Raw genomic sequence first — 18380 nt, 5'->3', positions numbered from 1 at the left:
ACCGATCAGAGCTTCGCCGCCATGATCTACCTCGCCGCCGCAATCCTCAATTCAAAATGAATCCCCACAGACCCTAGTCTTCGGTGCTTTCCGCGCGGCCGTTTGCGAACCGGCTCAGCTGGGTGTGCACGGCGGCGAGAACGCAGACCATCGCGACGATCATCACGGCATTGATGAGGCCGGACGTGACCGCCTCGCCCAGCATTGCTGCCTGTTCGCCGGCGAAGGCGAACACCAGGCCAAGCACGAGCGAAACGACCGCTGACAGGACGACGAACGCCACTATCAACAACAGATAGAAAACGAGCAGGCGCATGCTGCTGCCGCGTGTCAGCGCCCAGGATCGTGTCAGCGCTTTGACCGGATTGAGCTCACCCTCGATTGCAATAATCGGCGCGGCCAGCGACAGTTTCACGACGATGTAGCAGACGACGACGAATGCGATCACGCCGCCGAGGGCGGCGAGTGGCTGCAGCCCGGTGACTGCGCCAATGCCGACGAAGAGGGTCGCGACAATCACTATCAAACCCGTCTGCAGCAACTGGGCGCCGATATAGCTTGGCACCGATCGCGCTCCGGTGGACAGCGCCTCCCCAACCGTTGGATTGGCGCGCCGCCGGACCAGTGCCAGCATCGCCAGCAATCCGATGCCCTGCACGAGGCCCAGTATCAGGAACACCCACCAGTAGCCGACGTAAAGATCGGTCACGACCGCCATCATGGCGTCGACATTCCCGCTCGCCTGTGCGGCCTCGAGATCTCCCATCTCGGGCAGGCCGATTGCTATCCCCGCATAGGGCAGGAAGAAGAACACGCCGGCGATGATCGCCAGCAGCCCGAGATTGCGGGACAGCAGGCCGGCGGCTTCCTTCCATGCGGTGTCGAGATCGAATTTCATATGGCGGCCTTTTCGTTTGCCCCTTGATAAGCGCTTCGCCAGTCGCCACGCAATCGCACATGTTGCCCCTTGTCCCCGAAAACGTCGAATGGCGCAGCGAAACCGGTCGTGTCGGCTATCGCGAAGCGCTCGACAGGATGACCGAACGCAATCGCGCGATTGCTGAAGGCACGGCGGACGAGATGGTGTGGCTGCTCGAACACCCGCCGGTCTACACCGCCGGGACAAGTGCCGATGGGGCGGAACTTCTCGATCCGAGGTTCGAGGTGGTGGAGGCCGGGCGCGGAGGGCGCTACACCTATCACGGGCCCGGCCAGCGGGTCGGCTATGTCATGCTGGACCTGAAGGAACGCGGGCGCGATGTGCGCTGTTTCGTTCATGCGCTCGAAGGCTGGGTCATCGCCACGCTGGCCGACATCGGCGTCGAGAGCCGGCGCAGCGACGGGCGGATCGGTATCTGGACGCGCGATATCGACGGGGGCGAGGCCAAGATCGGCGCCATCGGTGTGCGTGTGCGGCGCTGGGTGACGATGCACGGATTCTCGGTCAATCTCGCGCCCGACCTGTCGCATTTTGCCGGTATCGTGCCGTGCGGGATCGAGGAATTCGGGGTGACCAGCCTGGAGCGGCTCGGAATCGATCTTGCACCCGAAGCCTTCGATGAGGCATTGCGGGCGCGCTTCGGCGATTTTCTCGGAGCGCTCGAAGGAAAGGCTTGCGCGCTGCCATGAATTATCGTTTCGCCGTCTGTTCTGTCGCCGGTGCACTGATGTTGTCTGCCTGTGGCGGCGATGCGCCACCGGAGGAAACCGAAGCCGAAGCCGGGCGCGGTGCTAGGGGCGAGGTGATCGGCGGCACGATCAGCGACGATATGATCCCGCTCGACCAGTTGCGATCGCAATCGCCGCCCGTGCGAGTAGCCCCGAGGCCGCCCGCAGCAGCGGCATCGCCGACCGAAGAACCGCCGACAGAGCCGGTTCCGGATACGGAGTCAGGCGAGGCCGTTCCCGATTCTGCCGATGAACCGACAACGGACGGCACCGACGAGACCTAAGTCTCGCCGGGCAAAACCGTCCGCAGGTGTCGTCGATTCCGGATATTCCGAGCCGGTCGGTGCCGGATTATTCGGCGGCATGCTCCAGCGTTGCCAGCGCCGGGTAGTCGACATAGCCCTCAGGCCCTTGCCCGTACCAGCTATGCGGAACGTTTACATTCGGCGCGATCTCCGCCCCAAGCTGGAAGCGCGCGGGCAGGTCTGGATTGGAAATGAAATCCCGCCCCCAGCTCACCGCATCTGTACGTCCCGCATCGATATCGGCGGTGGCGCCTTCGGGGGTGTAGTCGCTGTTGAGTATGAGCGGACCCGAATAGAGTTTGCGGATGAGCGGGCTCTGCTTCGGCACTTCGGTGTTGCCGAAGGTCCCATCGGGGCCCGGTTCGCGCAATTCGAGGAAGGCGATGCCGAGTTCCTCGATGACCTTGGCGGCCGCGCCGAAGGTCGTCGCCGGATCGCTGTCGTCGCAGCCCTGCGTTTCGCCATTGGGCGACAGGCGCACACCGACGCGGTCGGCACCCCAGACGGCGACCAGAGCGGTCAGGACTTCGCGCAGGAAGCGCGTGCGGTTCTCGGCGCTGCCGCCATATTCGTCCTCGCGCAGATTGGTGCTATCGCGCAGGAATTGGTCGACGAGGTAGCCATTCGCGCCATGGAGCTGGACGCCGTCGAAGCCGGCCTTCTTCGCGTTTTTTGCGGCGTGGCGATAGTCTTCGACGATCCGTTCGATGTCGTCGAGCGTCGCTTCGCGCGCCGGCTCGTAATCCTTGCGGCCTTCGAACGTATGCGCATGGCCCGGTGCAGTCGTGGCACTGGCCGATACCGGCGCGTTTCCGCCGAGGAAGAGGGGGTGAACAAGGCGACCCATGTGCCACAGCTGGAGGACGATCAGCCCGCCTTCCGCGTGGACGGCATCGGTCACAAGCTTCCAGCCTTCGACCTGTTCGTCGCTCCAGATGCCCGGCGCTGCGGGCCAGCCAAGACCCTCGACGCTGATGCCGGTCGCTTCGGAGATGATCAGGCCCGCGCTGGCGCGCTGGCGGTAATAGGTTGCCATCATTTCGTTCGGGACGGACCCGGGCTGGGTCGACCGGCCGCGAGTAAGCGGAGCCATGAAAATGCGGTTCTTGGCCTCCAGGGCCCCCATTTTAAGCGGCTGGAACAGGCTTTCGTGCATGCAGGCAAATCCTTTTTGCTGGCGCGACAAGACCCTTGAGCTAGGGGCGGGTCATGGACCAAACAACCGCTGCACCGGACAAGAATGCCTTTCAGGCTGGTGCATGGCACTTTGCCGCGCTGATCGCCGGAAACATGGCACTGGCGCTCGGCCCGTGGCTGGTTCGCTTGGCGGATACCGGCCCCGTCTCGGCGGCGTTCTGGCGTTTGCTGTTGCCGCTTCCGATCCTGGCGGTGATGGCGTGGAGCGCGCGCGAGCCCCGCCCGCTGGACCCGAAGCTTGCCCTGCTGTGCTTGATTGCCGGTGCCTTCTTTGCCGTCGATCTGGCGAGCTGGCATATCGGGATAGAGCAGACGCGCCTCGCCAACGCGACACTGTTCGGGAATTCGGGCAGCGTGATCCTGATGATTTGGGGACTGGTCGCCGCACGGCGCGCCCCGACAGGTCGGGAGGGCGTCGGGATCGTCGCGGCCGTTGGTGGAGCGGCTATTCTGCTGGGGCGTAGCCTGGAGATATCGGCAACGACCTTCATCGGCGACCTGTTCTGCCTGGCGGCAGGAGTGTTCTATGCCTTTTACCTGCTGCCGGCCCAGCGTGCGCGATCGGCGCTTGGACCATGGTCAGTGTTATTGCTGATCGGCCTGGCAGCTTCGCCTCTGCTGCTCGGCATGGCTCTGGCAGCGGGAGAACCGATCTGGCCGGGTGAGGCAGGATGGACCCCGATCCTGACCCTTGCCTTGAGCAGCCAGATCGTCGGTCAGGGGCTGCTGGTTTTCTCACTGCGGCACTTCCCGCCGCTGGTCATAGGGATGGCGCTGCTGACCCAGCCCGCCGTGGCCGCGCTTGTCGGCTGGATGGCATTCGGCGAGTTGCTGGTACCGCTCGATATTCTGGGAATGCTGATGGTCGGCGCGGCCTTGGTGTTGGCGCGAGCGCCGGGCAGAACCCGACGCTCGGGTCAGGCCGCACACGACGAAAATGCATAAGCGTTCGATCTGCGATTGCGTGCCTTAGTCTGCGTCCTTGCCGATCTCGCGATTGAGATAGGCCATCAGCAAGGCGGCACGCTTGGCATCCTCTTCGTGGTCGGAACCAACCGAATGACCGCCTTCGCGATATTCGTGATAGTAGAAGGTCTGGCCAAACGCCTCATGCTTGGCCGCTGCCTTGCGCGCGTGCCCCGGGTGAACGCGGTCGTCCAGTGTGGAAAGATAGTAGAAGGCGGCCGGGACGCCGGGATCGTCGCTCATGTTCTGGTAGGGCGACCATTCCTTCATGAAGGCCCAGTCCTCGGGCACGTCGGGATTGCCGTATTCGGCCATCCATGACGCGCCGGCGAGAAGCTTGTTGTAGCGCCGCATGTCGATCAGCGGGCTGCCGCTGATGATCGCGCCGTAAAGATCGGGCCGCTGATTGGCGACCGCGCCGACCAGCACTCCACCGTTCGACCGACCCGAGGCGGCGATCCGACCCGGCGTGGCAAGCCGATTGGTGACGAGGTCGTCGGCCACGGCGTGGAAATCGTCGAAGCTGTTCTGCCGCTTTTCGCGCAGGGCGTCCTCATGCCAGCGCGGCCCGTATTCGCCGCCGCCGCGGATATTGGCGAGCACATAGGCATTGCCGCTCTCGACCCAGAACAGGCCCAGTGGCCCGCTGCGATAGGGTTCGGCGGTAAGGTATTTGGGCGTCTGCGCCGCACGGAACCCACCATAGGCGTGGATCAGCGTGGGCAGCGGTCCTTCCGCGTCCTTCGGTCGAACGAGGTAGTAAGGCACTTTCGTGCCGTCCTTGGACGTGGCGAATTTCTGTTCGACCGTGAACTTGCTCGCATCGAACTGCGCGGGTTCGCTCGCGATGACCGCTGCATCGCCTTCGCTCGGCACCGCGTAGAGGGTGGGTGGGGAGAGCATGCTTTCGACCGTTACAAAGGCCGTGTCCCCGGTGCCGCTGGTTTCGGCTATCTGGATCGTGCTGTTGGCGGGCATGTCCATTTCGCGGGCAGTCCATTCGCCATTTCCCGGTGTCAGCTCGATCAGCTTGCCCGACACATCGTCGAGCACTTTGACCCACAACTTGCTCTCCGACGCGGCGACTTCTTCCACTGCCTGCGTTTCGCTGGGCCGGAAGACAGCAAAAGGCGCAGGGTCGGAGCCGCGCATCACATCCTCGAGCGACCATGCGAGCAAGGCCCCGGCTTGTTCGGTGCCCGTTCCAGTCTCGAACGGAGAATTGAGCTTGGCGATAACGAAACCGCCCAAGACCGCCTCGAACTCGGCATCCTCTGGCAGGGGCAGCGGAACGGCGCTGCCATCGTCCTTCACCAGCGAGATTTCGTTGGTCCAGAAGCTCGGGCTGCGATTGACGAAGCGCCAGCGCGTTTCGCCATCGAGGACCGAGAAACCGGACACGCTGATATCGGCCTGCTCGCCCTCGGCGATCTGGCGCGCGGTCGAAAAGTCGGTCGCCCGATCCCATAGCTTGACGAGGCGGGGATAGCCGGACTCGGTCAGCGATCCGGCGCCCTCGTCGGTGCCGACGAACAGCGTATCCTCGTCGAACCAGGCGACATTGGACTTTGCCTCGGGCAGGGTAAAACCGCCTTCGACGAAACTGCCGCTCTCGATGTCGAATTCACGTACCACATCGGCGTCGGTCCCGCCCGGACTGAGGGAGACGAGGCAACGCCGATATTCCGGCGCAAGGCAGTTTGCGCCATGCCAGATCCAGCTCTGGCCCTCGTCGCGGCCCAGCTGGTCGACATCGATCAGCACGCGCCATTCGGGCGCGCCGGCCGTGTAACTGTCGAGGCTGGCGATCCGCCACAGACCGCGCGGATTGTCGGCATCACGCCACAGATTGGTGACCATGTCGCCCTGGATCGCATCGGGCAGGGCGATCTGGCGCGTATCGTCGAGGATCTGCTTGGCCCAGGCCTTGGCCAATGGGTATTCGGGCTGTTCGGTCAGCACCGCTTCCGTATCGGCATTCCACTGGTCGACCTTGGCCAGTGCACGCTCGCCCTGGATTTCCTCCAGCCAGACATAGGGATCGTCGGTGTCCGTATCCTGCGCGGCGAGCGGTGCGGCGGTAAAACAAAGCGCAGCGGCAAGCGCCAGACGTGCGACCATATTATTCTCTCCCGGAATGTATATCAGACCTTGCCCAGATCGCCCTTGCCGATCGTGCCGCTGGCCATTTCCAGCATGCGGTCGAGGCTCTGCTTGGCCATGAGACGCAGGCCTTCCTCGATCTCGATGCGCGGTTCCAGATCGCGCAGGCAGGTATACATCTTCTCCATGGTGTTGAGCGCCATATAGGGGCAAATGTTGCAACTACAGTTGCCATCTGCACCCGGTGCGCCAATGAAATTCTTCTCGGGCAGCGCCTTTTCCATCTGGTGGATGATGTGCGGTTCGGTCGCGACGATCAGCGTATCGCCTTCGAAAGTCTGCGCGAATTGCAATATGCCGCTAGTCGAACCGACATAATCGGCATGGTCGACGATGGTCGGCGGGCATTCGGGATGCGCAGCCACCGGAGCTCCGGGATGCTGGGCCTTGAGCTTGAGCAGCTCGGTTTCACTGAAAGCCTCGTGCACGATGCACACACCCGGCCACAGCAGCATCTCGCGGTTGAACTTCCGGCTCATATAGCCGCCGAGGTGTCTGTCCGGACCGAAAATGATCTTCTGGTCTTCGGGTATCTGGCTGATGATCGTCTCGGCGCTGGAGGAGGTGACGATGATGTCGCTGAGCGCCTTCACCTCGGTCGAGCAGTTGATGTAGGTCAGCGCTATGTGATCGGGATGCGCTTCGCGGAAAGCCTTGAATTTTTCCGGCGGGCAGCTGTCTTCCAGACTGCAGCCCGCATCCATGTCCGGCAGGACCACGATCTTCTCGGGGCTCAGGATCTTGGCGGTATCGGCCATGAACTTGACGCCGCAGAATACGATGACGTCGGCATCGGTATCGGCCGCCTTGCGCGAGAGTTCGAGGCTGTCGCCCACGAAATCGGCAATATCCTGGATATCGGCAGTCTGGTAGTAGTGCGCCAGGATGATCGCGTTCTTCTCCTTGCGGAGACGGTCGATCTCGGCGAGCAAATCCTGTCCGGTGGGCAGGTCGGTCTGTGCGGTCATTGCGTGTCCCGTTGGTCCAGTTGGGCCCTCATATAGGCCGAACGGGCGGGAAGGCGAGGGCGTTCCGCTTTCACATGGTAAAGTCGGGCGGCAGAAAGGCTTCCATCGGCCGTTCGGCGCCGGGTGTGCCTGCGATCACCCATTCGGTAATCGCGTATCCGGGCGGGGAAAAGGCAAGCAGCATCGAGAGCACGAAGGTTCCGATCACGATCCCGGTTCCCCACCAATAGGCCGGATGGACGTGGCCCAGTTTCCGCTTGTCGGCAATCATCCCGACGATGGGGAAGACCAGCGTCACGCAGAAAGAGATCGTCCATGCATTGGGTATCAAAAGCGGCATCGGCAGGAGCCTTCCAATGCCGGGGCCTGTCAGGATGCTCATCGCCACCAGCATCAGGCGCCTGTGCCAGCCGGTATGACGCTGCCGCCGGAGTGCCCACAAGGCGAGACCCCCGAAAGTCAGAATGCCGACGAGGTTGCTGATCAGAAACTCGCTGACGTTGAAGAAGAACGGTCCCCCGGTTCGCCGGGCGACGATAATCATGATCATGCAGCCTGCAGCGACCATGGCGGGCACCCATAGATAAGCGAGTTTGCCAAGCGATCGATGCAACGCCCAGTTTCCGCGAGCAGCGGTGACGTTCTGGGCGAGATACAGCGCGACCCAGCCCATGAAGATCATCGCATGGACATGATAGGCCAGAGGCGCGGCAAAGGTCGAACGCCCCATCGCCAGATTTAGCGAGAAGCCGGCCACGATGACGAACGCCATGACAAAGGCCATGATGTTGAAAAAGCGTGTATTTCCCCGAACGACCGCACAATGTGGCGCTGCAACGGTAGCCATACCCGAACTCCCTCCCAAGAACCGAGCGACCACTATTGTATGTCGTAGGATTACGCTCTTCGCGCGTGTTTCGTCAATCTGGATCGGTCAGCCGGGCGCTCGCTCGACATCGAACCGAACATCGACCGTCACCTCGCCATACCCAGCCACCTGCAACGGGATTGCCAGGTTTTGACGCACTGCCTCCTTGGCAGCTTGCCGGGCGAGGGCGAGAACCTCGGGGTTCTTGGCGAACTCGGCTGCCTTGCGTTCGGCCTGCCGGGAATTGTTGCGCGCGAGATCGGCGCTGGCATCGCGGCTGACATAAGTGCCTTCGGTAAAAGTCTTCTGAGCGCCTTCATCGAGGTTGGGGCGCGATATGCGCAGGCTAGGCAGCACGACCGTCAGTGTGTCGCTCTCATCGTTCCATTCGAACCGGTCGCGGTCCATCGTCGACAAGTCGAGGCGGTATTCGACGGTCGCAGGGATAATAGCCGCCTGTCTGCTTTTGAGCAGATCGACGCCCATGATCCCGCGCCTATCCTCGCTTTCGGCTACAACTTCGAAGCGACTGGAGAACACGGTCAGCGAATTTTGCTTCTCGAAGGCAAGCATTGCGCTGCCCACCGGATCGCCTTCTTCCTGATAAATGAATGCGCGCCAGCCCAGCCATGCGACTGCAGCGAGCAGGAGAATAACGATCAACCACGGCACAGCCTGAATACGGGCGAGCGATTGTTCGCGCCGTATTTCGGGCTGGACTGTAGTTTCGCGGGTCTTCAGATCGTCTGCCATACATCGCCCGAACGGGCGACGAGGCCGCGCTGTTCCAGATCGATGAGATGCGCGGTGACCGACATCTCCGCCGCTTTGTGAAGTTTCGGATCGAGGCCCCCATACATCTTCGGTACGAAGTCCGCAGCCTTGTGGGGACCTTCCCCGAGATGGCGGACGATCTGATTTTCGCGTTGGCGGCGGTGGCCGATCATGCCCCGGACCAGCTGACGCGGCCGTTCGACCGCCTCGCCATGCGCCGGGTAGAATATCCGGTCGTCGCGGGCGTAGAGCTTTTCCAGGCTCTTTATATAATTGTTCATGTCCCCATCGGGCGGGATCACTACGCTGGTCGACCAGCCCATCACATGGTCACCCGTGAACAGCGCGCCGCTTTCCTCCAGCGCGAAACACAGATGGTTCGACACATGCCCTGGAGTGGCCACGGCAGTCAGCGTCCAGCCGGGGCCCGTCATTCTCTCCCCGTCTTCCATTACCCGGTCAGGTTCGTAGGTGCGATCGAACGCGGCATCGGCGCGCGGGCCGGTATCGTCGAGTACCAGCGGCGCGCAACCCACGATTGGCGCGCCTGTGCGTGCGGCCAGCGTTTTGGCAGCGGGCGAATGGTCGCGGTGCGTATGCGTACACATGATCGCGCAGACGTGTTCCTCGCCAATCGCTGTATCGAGTGCGAGCAAGTGCTGATCCTCGTCCGGTCCGGGATCGATCACCGCACAGCCGTCCCCCAGGCCAACGATATAGGTCTGGGTGCCGGTATACGTATAGGGCGAGGGGTTCGGCGCCAGCACGCGCCGCACCAGCGGCTCGAGTTGTACCGCTTCGCCGGTCGGCCAAGGTTTGGGAGGAGGTCCTGCCATGCTCTTGCATATGGGGGCTGCGGTGCGCCATGTCACCTCCTGCCATTTGCAGGGGAGAGAGCATGGCTGATCGCATCCTCGTTCTAGATTGCGGGACCACTTCGACCAGAGCGATGATCTTCGCTTCCGACGGGACGATGGAAGCGGTCGCCCAGTCGGAGCTCACCCAGCATTATCCAAAACCCGGCTGGGTGGAGCACGATGCCGCGGAAATCTGGAACAAGACGCTCTCTTGCGCGCGCGACGTCATGGGCAGCAGGACCGGCGGGATTGCCGCCATCGGCATCACCAATCAGCGCGAAACGGTAGTGGCCTGGGACCGCAGTTCGGGCGAGCCGTTGGCGAGGGCGATTGTCTGGCAGGATCGACGCACCAGCGAATTCTGTTCCGGAATGAAAGACTACGGTCACGAACCGGAAGTGCAGCGGCGCACGGGCCTGCTACTCGACCCGTATTTCTCCGGTACCAAGATGCGCTGGATGCTCGATCAGGACGATGCGGTGCGGGCGGCTGCGGCGAACGGCACGCTGGCATTCGGTACGGTCGAAAGCTGGCTGGTCTACAAGCTGTCGGGTGGCGCACATCTGACCGACGCCAGCAATGCTAGCCGGACACTCTTGTTGGCGCTGGACGGGGCGCAGTTCGACGACGATCTGTGCGAGCTGTTCGGGGTGCCGCGAACAGCTCTGCCCGAGGTGGTAGATACGCATGGCAGCCTTGCGGCATGCGACCCGCAATGGCTGGGCATGGCAGTTCCCATCTGCGGACTTGCCGGCGACCAGCAGTCGGCCACGATCGGGCAGGGCTGCCTGTCCTTCGGCGATACCAAGGCGACCTATGGCACCGGTGCCTTCGTGCTGACGAACAAGGGTCGCGAGATTCCGCGTTCCGACCACCGCCTGCTCGGGACCGTGCTTTTTCAGGAAGGCGGGCAGCGAACCTACGCTATCGAAGGCGCTTGCTTCGTCGCGGGAAGCCTCATCCAGTATCTGCGCGATCAGTTGGGTCTTATCGGCAGCGCGGCAGAAACCGAGAACCTTGCGCGCTCGATCGAGGATAGCGGCGAAGTCGTGATCGTGCCTGCTCTGGCGGGACTGGGCGCACCGCATTGGAAGCCCGATGCGCGCGGGGTGATTTCAGGCTTGAGTTTTGCCAGCGGAAAGGCGCAGATCGCTCGAGCGGCGCTCGAAGCGATGGCGCACCAGACGCACGATCTCGCCGAGGCCTTCGCCGCCGATGGTGCGCCATGGTCGCGTTTGAGGATCGACGGTGGGATGAGCGCCAACGACTGGATGGCGCAGGATCTGGCCGACATACTCGATATCGAAGTCGAACGGCCCGATTTTGTCGAAACCACCGCTCTGGGCGCTGCGATCCTGGCCGCAGTCGGGTGCGGCATGCATGGAAGCCTGGATATCGCAGTCCGGGCAATGCGTAGTGCTACGAAGACCTTTACGCCATCGATGGGTTCGGACCAGCGGGATATACGGTTGGCTCGCTATGCCAAAGCGGTTGCCGTGGCCTGATCAACCCGCCGCGAAAGCCTGCGCGATCCGGCCTTGCAGAGATGCGACTGAAGTGTCTGTAGCAGAGTTAGTGTGCGGATCGCGATGGAGACGTGCGACGCGGGCATATAATCGTACGCTTTCTTCGATAAGCGCGCAGGTTTCCGGCTCCAGCCGTGCCAGATTGTCGGCATCGGCTTCGCTCTCGTCCGGCAATGTACCGCAGCGCTCCAACTGCTGTTCGGACAGTTCGCCTGCCAGAAAAGCGCGCTGGTTCAGCAGCCATGCCAAGACGTGCATCAGCCTTGTGGTCGTACGCAGCCCCTCGATTGACAGCGCAACGCGCGTTAGATCGTCTGAACTACCGGCATCCTCGCGAAATCGCAGGTCGAAGGCCGCACGCGCATCGTCCGCGAGCACGAGGGCTTCGGAATAGAGATCTTCGATGATCTCTTCTTTTATGTTACGCCGCGACATTCACGAATGGATAATGGCAATGAAGCGATCGCTCCAGCGGATTAACCATGTCTGTCTCACGCTGAAACGCGAACTGGTGCTGGTGATCGAAATTAGGCGATAATGTCCGGCAGCAGGACATCTTCGATCGCCGCTATCCGGTCTTTCAGCGCCAACTTACGCTTCTTCAGCCGGGCCATCTGCAACTGATCGACGAATCCGCGCTGGTCGCCGGCTTCGGTCAGCGCGGCGATCGCAACATCGAGATCGCGGTGTTCGCTGCGGAGCAATTGCAGCCTCTTGCGCAGTTCCTGTTCGTTCACGCCGACCTTCCCGGAAAATCGCCCCATACCACCGGCCTGCCGCATGCCTGCAAGATGCCCCTTTGTAAATTGGCATTCCTGTGGTTTGATGCTCTTCCAGCGGCCCGTGCCGCACAAGCACACGAGTCGCTCCCGGGGGTCGAACAACCGTGAAGGAGACAATCCGATGCAATCATCCCATGTCGATGCGCTCAAAGCCAAGCATGCCGGGCTCGAGGCCCGCCTGCATCAGGAACAGATCCGGCCTTCGCCCGACATCGCGATGATCCAGCAAATCAAGAAGCAGAAGCTTCGTATCAAGGAAGCTCTCGCTTCCTGCTGACGACAACCAACGGGGGGCGGGGCCTTGCGCCCCGCTTCCGCCCTCCGACATATTTGCTATAGGCTGCAAGCATGTCAGCTGCAGCATCCGCCCGTCAGATCCTTACCCGCCTGCACGAGATCATGGCTGGACGTACTCATGCGCAGCATAAACTGGACCGGGTGGTAGAGATCATTGCGGAAAGCCTGTCGAGCGAGGTGTGTTCGATATACCTGCTTCGAGAAGGCGCGCTGGAGCTTTATGCGACGCAGGGCCTCAATCCGGAAGCTGTCCACGTAACGCGCCTTGCCGTGGGCGAGGGCCTTACCGGCACGATAGCCGAGAATATCGAAACGCTGAACCTGGCCGAAGCCAAGGCTCATCCAGACTTCGCCTATCGCCCTGAAACGGGAGAGGAAAAGTTCCATTCCTTCGCCGGTGTGCCGATCGTCTATCGTGAGCGTGCGGTGGGTGTGCTGTGCGTTCAGCATGTCGATCCACGTCGGTACGAAGATGTCGAGATTGAAGCGCTGCAGACTACAGCCATGGTCCTGTCGGAGCTGATCGCACACAAGGAACTCGTCGACGATCAGGAGCAGATCGACCTCGAAATCGCGCATAACGAGAACGACGTGCTTGAAGGTTTGACACTGGTGAAGGGCCTGGCGGCAGGCCAAGCGGTGTTTCACCAGCCGCGGATCGAAATCGATCAGGTTGTGGCCGAGGATATCGAGGCCGAACGCCAGCGGGTCTATCGCGCATTCGACAAGATGCGCGATCAGATCGATGCGCTCGGCAAGGAGCCCGAATTCGGCAAGGGCGGCGAACATGTCGAGGTTCTCGAGACATACAAGATGTTCGCCTATGACGAGGGCTGGAGCCGCCGCATCAACGAGGCGATCGACAGCGGTCTGACCGCCGAGGCTGCGATCGAGCGGGTTCAGCAACGAACACGGATGCGCATGCGGGAGATAGACGATCCGCTGCTTGCGGATCGCATGCACGATCTCGAAGACCTGTCGAACCGACTGTTGCGCATCGTTTCCGGCCAGCTCGGCACGGCTGCGACGCAGGGCCTCAGGCGCGATGCCATATTGTTCGCGCGCAACCTCGGTCCGGCGGAACTGCTGGAATACGATCGGCGGCGGCTGAAGGGCGTTGTTCTCGAAGAAGGGTCACTTACCGCGCATGTGGTTATCGTTGCGCGAGCGATGGGCGTCCCCGTTCTGGGACGGGTGACCGGTATCCGCTCCCGGGTGGCAGAGGGCGACGAGGTAATCCTCGACTCCGACAGGGGAAGGGTCACGCTGCGACCCAACCAGCAGGTTCTCGAAGCCTTCGAAACACGCTTTGCCAAGACGCGCGAAAAGCAGGCCGCTTATGCCGAGCTTCGCGACGTCGAACCGTTTACCCGAGATGGCACCCGCATTACCGTGATGATGAACGCCGGTCTGCGGGACGACATGAGCTCGCTGGCAATGAGCGGTGCCGATGGGGTGGGGCTGTTTCGCACGGAATTCCAGTTCCTCGTTTCGTCGACCCTGCCTCAGCGCGATCGGCAGATGCGGCTCTACCGCGATGTGCTCGATGCTGCAGGTGACAAGCCGGTTGTCTTTCGCACGGTCGATATCGGCGGCGACAAGGCTGTGCCCTATCTCGACAATGCGGTGGCTGAGCGGGATGAGAATCCGGCCATGGGCTGGCGTGCGCTGCGGCTTTCACTCGAACGCGAAGGGCTGCTGAAAGCTCAGGCCAGGGCGCTGCTGGAGGCGGCTGCCGGGCGTTCCCTTTCGGTCATGTTCCCCATGGTCAGCGAGCCGTGGGAATTCGAAGCAGGCAAGAAGGTCTTCGAAGACCAGCTGAAATTCCTCCGCGAACGACGCAAGATCGTCCCCGAAGCGATAGAATATGGCTGTATGCTCGAAGTACCGGCTCTGGCCGACGTACTGGACCTGCTGATTCCGAAACTGTCCTTCATCTCGGTCGGTACCAACGATCTCACCCAGTTCCTGTTTGCTGCAGATCGTGCCAATCCAAAGCTGGCAGAACGCTACGACTGGCTAAGCCCGGCGATCCTGAGATACCTGTCGCGCGTGTCGCAAACGCTCGCCGGCCACGATATCAAGCTGGGGGTCTGCGGCGAAATGGGCGGACGGCGGCTCGAGGCGCTGGCTCTGCTCGGCATCGGATATCGACGCCTATCCATCACACCGGCCGCAATCGGGCCGATCAAGGAACTCATCCGCAAGGTTGATTTGCGCGAACTTACCGAGTTTATGAGCCGATTGCTCGCTTCACCGCCCCCAGGTTTGCGATCCGAACTGCAAAAATGGGCTGGTGAGCGCGATATCGAAACCGACTGACTTCGTCGCGAAACGGCCTCTTTTCGTCGGCAGCTAGTATATGTGATATGATGGGTACTTGACAGGCGCCGCGTAGGTTCGCTTTGCGTGCGTCAAGACAACAAGCGGCAGACCCGCGGGATCGTACTATTCGGGGATCGCATGAGCGACGAAGAAACTCTTGAACAGGAACCGGCCACCACCGCTGCTGGAGGCGTGGGCAAGCGGCTCAAGCAAGCACGTGAGCAGGCGGGGCTAGATATTGCGCAGGTCGCCGCTGAAACGCGTATTCCGCAACGCCACCTGCTGACCATCGAAAATGGGTCGCTCTTCGACCTTCCTGCACGGACATACGCAGTCGGGTTTTCACGAACCTATGCGCGTCTCGTCGGTCTCGACGAAAAGGAAATTGTCGATCAGGTTCGCATGGAGCTGGCCGATGGTGGCGAACGCAGCGCCGCCCCGGCGAAATTCGAACCGGGCGATCCGACGCGTGTGCCCGGGCGTGGGCTGGCCTGGTTCGCGCTTCTTGCGGCGGTGCTTTTGATTGGCGGCATCTACGCCTTCTACTCCAGTTATTTTTCGCCCGGCCTTGGGCCTGCTGCACTGCAGGACCCGAAAGAGCAGGTTGCGGCTGAAGCGCGACAAACCGATGCCGCTCCTGCACAGGCCACAGCGGCTACGGCTGTCGGGCCAGTAATTTTCACCAGTGAAATGGATGATACCTGGGTCAAGTTCTACGACGCGAATGGTGAACGGCTGTTCGAAGCCCAAATGGCAGAGGGGGATAGCTTCACAATTCCTGCCGATGCCGATGGGCCGCAGGTCTGGACAGGGCGGCCCTACGCACTGGCCATAACCGTAGGTGGCCGCGCTGTTCCGAAACTTTCGGAAGAAGACGAAATCGTCAAGGATGTGCCAGTCACTGCGGAAGCATTGCTTGCCCGCGCCGAACAGCCCGCCGCCAACGGCGGCTGACACGTCGTTCTGCCGGGAGGGGATAAGCTCCTTCATGGCCTCGACAGGATCGCGGCCCTAGTCCACTTTTTACAACTACGGATATTCCATCAGGAGCCTCCCGATGACCTTCGGATCGTTCAGCCGTCACCTATCTCTTCTGGGTGCGGGCCTTGCATTGCTGGCCACGTCGACACCGGTCCTGCCGCAGGACGGCAATGACGAAGCGCGTCTGCGCCGCCTCGAAGCGGAAGTGCGCGCTTTGCAACGCAAGGTTTTCCCCGGGGGCGATGGGCGGTTCTTCGAGCCGGAAATCAGTGCTGAACCCAGCACCCGTCCGGCTGCCCCGACTACATCGACGACTGCGGTGACCGATATCCTCACGCGTCTCGACGCGTTGGAAACGCAGCTCCAGCGACAGACCGCGCTGAACGAGGAAAACACCAATACGATTCGATTGCTAACCGAACGGATCGAAACGCTGGAAAGCGCCGGCGCTTCTGGCAGTGTTTTGACCCCTGTTCCGGCCGTGACGCCTGCGCCGACCAGCGGCGCTACACGCTCCGTTACCCCGGCGAAGCCCGCAGGACCTAGCCCAGAACGCCTGGCTGCGGTTCAGGGCATTGCCAAGCCGCAGACCGATGACGCGGCGGACGACGAGTATTCCTATGGTTTCCGTTTGTGGGAAGCCCGGCTTTATCCCGAGGCCCAGCAACAGCTTACCATGTTCGTCGAACAGAATCCCAAACATTGGCGAGCGACCTATGGTCGTAACCTTCTGGGCCGCGCCTATCTCGACGATGGCAAGGCCAAGGAAGCGGCACCGTGGTTCCTGAAAAACTATCAGGAGGACAAGACCGGTGCCCGCGCAGGGGACAGCTTGCTCTATCTGGCCGAAACCATGATCGCGATGAAAGATACGTCGCGCGCATGCATTGCGCTGGCTGAATTTTCCGAAACCTACCCGGCACTGGCTTCGGGCCGCTTGCAGAGCCAGTACGAGGCCAACCGTAGCAAGGTGAAGTGCAATTGACGGGCAGATCGATCCACAGCTGATCGAGCGCTTCCGAGGCGATCTCGCGCCGCTTTGGCCATATGTCGATATGGCCGGTTCGAATTTGGGGCTTGCTGTCTCGGGCGGCGGGGACAGTCTGGCGCTTTTGTTGCTGGCGCAAGCTGCGTTGCCGGGGCGTGTCGAGGCGGCGACGGTCGATCATGGCCTACGTCCGGAAAGTGCTAGCGAGGCCGAGCTGGTTTCTCGATATTGTGCCGAAATCGGCGTGGTGCACACAACGCTGCGTGTCACAATTCCGCGCGGAAACATACAGCAGATGGCCCGAAACGCACGCTACACTGCATTGGGCGAATGGGCTCGGGAACACGACCTTCAAGGTCTCGCGACCGCGCACCAGATGGACGACCAGGCCGAAACATTTCTGATGCGGCTCAATCGCGGAAGTGGCCTTGCCGGCCTGTCATCGATCCGCGCGCTTGGCACGCTCCCAGACGTTTCCATACGCCTGATACGGCCACTGCTGCGCTGGCGGCGGAGCGAACTTGCCAAGATCGTCGCCGACCGGCGTTGGCTGGCAGTGGACGATCCGTCGAACCACGACGATCGGTTCGATCGTGTGAGGATGCGGCATGTACTCGCCGACTCCGACTGGCTCGACATCCCGGCCATCGAGCGCAGTGCTAGGCTGCTGTCCGAGGCCAACGATACGATTGAGTGGATGATTGACCGCGAATATTCCGAATCCGTCACTGTGGAGGGTTCGGTCGCGCGCTACGCCGCTCTGCGAACGGGTCTCGCCGATACGCTCATTCGGGGTGGCGTGATCCGGGCGATCTTCCGCCGCTTCGGGAAGGACTTGGATCAGGGCGATGCTGCCAATCTGGCAGCCATTCTGGTCGATAACAAGAAATCCAACGTGTCGGGCATCCAAGCCCAGACCGAAGATTTGGACAATGAGCGGTTGTGGGTTTTTCGCCCCGAAAATCCCCGTCGCACCGACTCATCGCGCGGATCAGATTAGGCTGTCGCCGTGGCTCAGCCGCTTGCCTTCTGTGATCACGACCCTGTCGCCCTTTTTAGCAATCGCAAAAAGTCGCTCGGCAATGTCATCTGGCACACCGATGCAACCATGACTGGCGTAGCCATTTTCGACTTCGCTCCCTCCATGGATGGCCACGCCATCATTGGTCAAAAACATGCTCCAAGGCATGGGCGCATTTCCGTATTTTTCGGATACATTGTGGCGCTGCTTCCACAGGATCGGAAAGACGCCGGTCGGGGTCGGGTGCTCGTCCGTGCCAAGCATTACCGCAGCGGCCCCGATCTCGTAGCCTCCGCGAAAGATCGAAATAACACGAGCGTGCAGATCGACTGTTACCAGTAGTGGGCCATCAGGCACGCCTTCATCGTCCCAGTACCATTCGCCGTATTTGATCGGACCTTCGATCGGCAGAATCCGACGGACTGTATAGAGCCGCTTGGCATCGGCCGCCGCCTTTGCGGCAATTGCGCCATGGGCGGATACGGGTTGCGATACCGCTTCGGGTTGGTCGGCAAGTATCGCGGGCGGCTCGTTCTCCGCGGTCGCGCGATCGCCGAGGGCGACACCGGCCAACACGAGAGCCGCCACCACGGTTGCCCCACCAATCCATGTCAGAATCGCATTCATCGGCGCAGTATGCGCATGAAATGATGAATTTTCCAGCTATCGCTAGATGTCCTGCAAGCGAACACGG

The 18380-nt window shown here is 61.7% G+C and carries 19 protein-coding genes; 9 read left to right on the top strand and 10 right to left on the bottom strand.

What is annotated here, in order from left to right:
• Positions 1–73: 73 nt before the first annotated feature.
• Positions 74–898, bottom strand: coding sequence for a glycerophosphoryl diester phosphodiesterase membrane domain-containing protein (locus tag K3174_RS15110; RefSeq protein ID WP_221560242.1), 825 nt, complete (start codon positions 896–898; stop codon positions 74–76).
• Between the two features lie 59 nt (positions 899–957).
• On the opposite strand from K3174_RS15110, the gene lipB reads away from it, so the two are divergent.
• The gene (gene lipB / locus K3174_RS15105; RefSeq protein WP_221560240.1) at positions 958–1629 is read left to right on the top strand and encodes a lipoyl(octanoyl) transferase LipB; all 672 of its coding nucleotides are present in this window, start codon (positions 958–960) and stop codon (positions 1627–1629) included.
• Positions 1626–1952 (top strand): hypothetical protein, encoded by a 327-nt coding sequence (locus tag K3174_RS15100; RefSeq protein ID WP_221560238.1) that lies wholly within the window; start codon positions 1626–1628, stop codon positions 1950–1952. Before lipB ends, K3174_RS15100 begins: the two co-directional genes overlap by 4 nt.
• Positions 1953–2019: 67 nt before the next feature.
• Here K3174_RS15100 and K3174_RS15095 read toward each other — a convergent pair whose 3' ends face one another.
• A complete protein-coding gene (locus K3174_RS15095) occupies positions 2020–3129 on the bottom strand; it encodes an alkene reductase (protein ID WP_221560236.1) in 1110 nt (369 codons plus the stop codon).
• A gap of 53 nt (positions 3130–3182) precedes the next feature.
• Between K3174_RS15095 and K3174_RS15090 the strand changes: the two genes are divergently transcribed.
• Positions 3183–4115, top strand: coding sequence for a DMT family transporter (locus tag K3174_RS15090; protein WP_221560235.1), 933 nt, complete (start codon positions 3183–3185; stop codon positions 4113–4115).
• Between the two features lie 24 nt (positions 4116–4139).
• Here the strand turns inward: K3174_RS15090 and K3174_RS15085 are convergent, their stop codons facing one another.
• The 5 genes from K3174_RS15085 to K3174_RS15065 all read right to left on the bottom strand — a co-directional run bounded on the left by K3174_RS15085 (position 4140) and on the right by K3174_RS15065 (position 9745).
• Entirely contained in the window at positions 4140–6257 is a 2118-nt protein-coding gene (locus K3174_RS15085; protein ID WP_221560233.1) for a prolyl oligopeptidase family serine peptidase, read from the bottom strand.
• Between the two features lie 23 nt (positions 6258–6280).
• Positions 6281–7267: a quinolinate synthase NadA gene (gene nadA, locus K3174_RS15080; protein ID WP_221560231.1), complete on the bottom strand. Its 987-nt coding sequence runs from the start codon at positions 7265–7267 to the stop codon at positions 6281–6283.
• A 70-nt stretch (positions 7268–7337) separates the two neighbouring features.
• Entirely contained in the window at positions 7338–8114 is a 777-nt protein-coding gene (locus tag K3174_RS15075; RefSeq protein ID WP_221560229.1) for a hypothetical protein, read from the bottom strand.
• Between the two features lie 87 nt (positions 8115–8201).
• Positions 8202–8888, bottom strand: coding sequence for a DUF4230 domain-containing protein (locus K3174_RS15070; RefSeq protein WP_221560227.1), 687 nt, complete (start codon positions 8886–8888; stop codon positions 8202–8204).
• Positions 8873–9745, bottom strand: coding sequence for an MBL fold metallo-hydrolase (locus K3174_RS15065; protein ID WP_221560225.1), 873 nt, complete (start codon positions 9743–9745; stop codon positions 8873–8875). Before K3174_RS15065 ends, K3174_RS15070 begins: the two co-directional genes overlap by 16 nt.
• A 62-nt stretch (positions 9746–9807) precedes the next feature.
• On the opposite strand from K3174_RS15065, the gene K3174_RS15060 reads away from it, so the two are divergent.
• A complete protein-coding gene (locus tag K3174_RS15060) occupies positions 9808–11271 on the top strand; it encodes a glycerol kinase (protein WP_221560223.1) in 1464 nt (487 codons plus the stop codon).
• Here K3174_RS15060 and K3174_RS15055 read toward each other — a convergent pair whose 3' ends face one another.
• Both K3174_RS15055 and K3174_RS15050 read right to left on the bottom strand, forming a co-directional pair.
• Positions 11272–11727 carry a DUF1465 family protein gene (locus K3174_RS15055; RefSeq protein WP_221560221.1) on the bottom strand — a complete coding sequence of 152 codons (456 nt, stop codon included), beginning with the start codon at positions 11725–11727 and terminating at the stop codon, positions 11272–11274.
• A gap of 92 nt (positions 11728–11819) precedes the next feature.
• The gene (locus tag K3174_RS15050; protein ID WP_247712221.1) at positions 11820–12056 is read right to left on the bottom strand and encodes a YdcH family protein; all 237 of its coding nucleotides are present in this window, start codon (positions 12054–12056) and stop codon (positions 11820–11822) included.
• Positions 12057–12195: 139 nt separating this feature from the next.
• Between K3174_RS15050 and K3174_RS15045 the strand changes: the two genes are divergently transcribed.
• The 5 genes from K3174_RS15045 (at position 12196) to tilS (ending at position 17665) form a co-directional block, all read left to right on the top strand.
• Entirely contained in the window at positions 12196–12351 is a 156-nt protein-coding gene (locus tag K3174_RS15045; RefSeq protein WP_221560220.1) for a YdcH family protein, read from the top strand.
• A gap of 71 nt (positions 12352–12422) precedes the next feature.
• The gene (gene ptsP, locus K3174_RS15040; protein ID WP_221560218.1) at positions 12423–14693 is read left to right on the top strand and encodes a phosphoenolpyruvate--protein phosphotransferase; all 2271 of its coding nucleotides are present in this window, start codon (positions 12423–12425) and stop codon (positions 14691–14693) included.
• A 141-nt stretch (positions 14694–14834) separates the two neighbouring features.
• Positions 14835–15650, top strand: coding sequence for a helix-turn-helix domain-containing protein (locus tag K3174_RS15035; RefSeq protein ID WP_221560216.1), 816 nt, complete (start codon positions 14835–14837; stop codon positions 15648–15650).
• A 103-nt stretch (positions 15651–15753) separates the two neighbouring features.
• Complete coding sequence (locus K3174_RS15030) at positions 15754–16662, top strand: tol-pal system YbgF family protein (protein ID WP_221560214.1); 909 nt, start codon at positions 15754–15756, stop codon at positions 16660–16662.
• Positions 16663–16732: 70 nt separating this feature from the next.
• Positions 16733–17665 carry a tRNA lysidine(34) synthetase TilS gene (gene tilS / locus K3174_RS15025; protein ID WP_221560212.1) on the top strand — a complete coding sequence of 311 codons (933 nt, stop codon included), beginning with the start codon at positions 16733–16735 and terminating at the stop codon, positions 17663–17665.
• Here tilS and K3174_RS15020 read toward each other — a convergent pair.
• Complete coding sequence (locus K3174_RS15020; protein WP_221560210.1) at positions 17657–18313, bottom strand: L,D-transpeptidase family protein; 657 nt, start codon at positions 18311–18313, stop codon at positions 17657–17659. The genes tilS and K3174_RS15020 overlap by 9 nt on opposite strands.
• Positions 18314–18380 lie beyond the last annotated feature (67 nt).

Source organism: Qipengyuania qiaonensis (assembly GCF_019711515.1).
GTDB lineage: Bacteria > Pseudomonadota > Alphaproteobacteria > Sphingomonadales > Sphingomonadaceae > Qipengyuania > Qipengyuania qiaonensis.
The sequence above is the reverse complement of the archived record's forward strand: the minus strand, read 5'-3'. Positions and strand labels throughout refer to the sequence as shown.

What these genes read in the sequence shown, in the direction of transcription:
- K3174_RS15095 (WP_221560236.1), bottom strand. Translation starts at nt 3,129, where the DNA reads ATGCACGAAAGCCTGTTCCAGCCGCTTAAAATGGGGGCCCTGGAGGCC.
- K3174_RS15075 (WP_221560229.1), bottom strand. Translation starts at nt 8,114, where the DNA reads ATGGCTACCGTTGCAGCGCCACATTGTGCGGTCGTTCGGGGAAATACA.
- K3174_RS15055 (WP_221560221.1), bottom strand. Translation starts at nt 11,727, where the DNA reads ATGTCGCGGCGTAACATAAAAGAAGAGATCATCGAAGATCTCTATTCC.
- tilS (WP_221560212.1), top strand. Translation starts at nt 16,733, where the DNA reads ATGGCCGGTTCGAATTTGGGGCTTGCTGTCTCGGGCGGCGGGGACAGT.
- K3174_RS15100 (WP_221560238.1), top strand. Translation starts at nt 1,626, where the DNA reads ATGAATTATCGTTTCGCCGTCTGTTCTGTCGCCGGTGCACTGATGTTG.
- K3174_RS15020 (WP_221560210.1), bottom strand. Translation starts at nt 18,313, where the DNA reads ATGAATGCGATTCTGACATGGATTGGTGGGGCAACCGTGGTGGCGGCT.
- K3174_RS15050 (WP_247712221.1), bottom strand. Translation starts at nt 12,056, where the DNA reads ATGGGGCGATTTTCCGGGAAGGTCGGCGTGAACGAACAGGAACTGCGC.
- K3174_RS15090 (WP_221560235.1), top strand. Translation starts at nt 3,183, where the DNA reads ATGGACCAAACAACCGCTGCACCGGACAAGAATGCCTTTCAGGCTGGT.
- K3174_RS15070 (WP_221560227.1), bottom strand. Translation starts at nt 8,888, where the DNA reads ATGGCAGACGATCTGAAGACCCGCGAAACTACAGTCCAGCCCGAAATA.
- ptsP (WP_221560218.1), top strand. Translation starts at nt 12,423, where the DNA reads ATGTCAGCTGCAGCATCCGCCCGTCAGATCCTTACCCGCCTGCACGAG.
- K3174_RS15030 (WP_221560214.1), top strand. Translation starts at nt 15,754, where the DNA reads ATGACCTTCGGATCGTTCAGCCGTCACCTATCTCTTCTGGGTGCGGGC.
- K3174_RS15045 (WP_221560220.1), top strand. Translation starts at nt 12,196, where the DNA reads ATGCAATCATCCCATGTCGATGCGCTCAAAGCCAAGCATGCCGGGCTC.
- nadA (WP_221560231.1), bottom strand. Translation starts at nt 7,267, where the DNA reads ATGACCGCACAGACCGACCTGCCCACCGGACAGGATTTGCTCGCCGAG.
- lipB (WP_221560240.1), top strand. Translation starts at nt 958, where the DNA reads ATGTTGCCCCTTGTCCCCGAAAACGTCGAATGGCGCAGCGAAACCGGT.
- K3174_RS15035 (WP_221560216.1), top strand. Translation starts at nt 14,835, where the DNA reads ATGAGCGACGAAGAAACTCTTGAACAGGAACCGGCCACCACCGCTGCT.
- K3174_RS15110 (WP_221560242.1), bottom strand. Translation starts at nt 898, where the DNA reads ATGAAATTCGATCTCGACACCGCATGGAAGGAAGCCGCCGGCCTGCTG.
- K3174_RS15065 (WP_221560225.1), bottom strand. Translation starts at nt 9,745, where the DNA reads ATGGCAGGACCTCCTCCCAAACCTTGGCCGACCGGCGAAGCGGTACAA.
- K3174_RS15060 (WP_221560223.1), top strand. Translation starts at nt 9,808, where the DNA reads ATGGCTGATCGCATCCTCGTTCTAGATTGCGGGACCACTTCGACCAGA.
- K3174_RS15085 (WP_221560233.1), bottom strand. Translation starts at nt 6,257, where the DNA reads ATGGTCGCACGTCTGGCGCTTGCCGCTGCGCTTTGTTTTACCGCCGCA.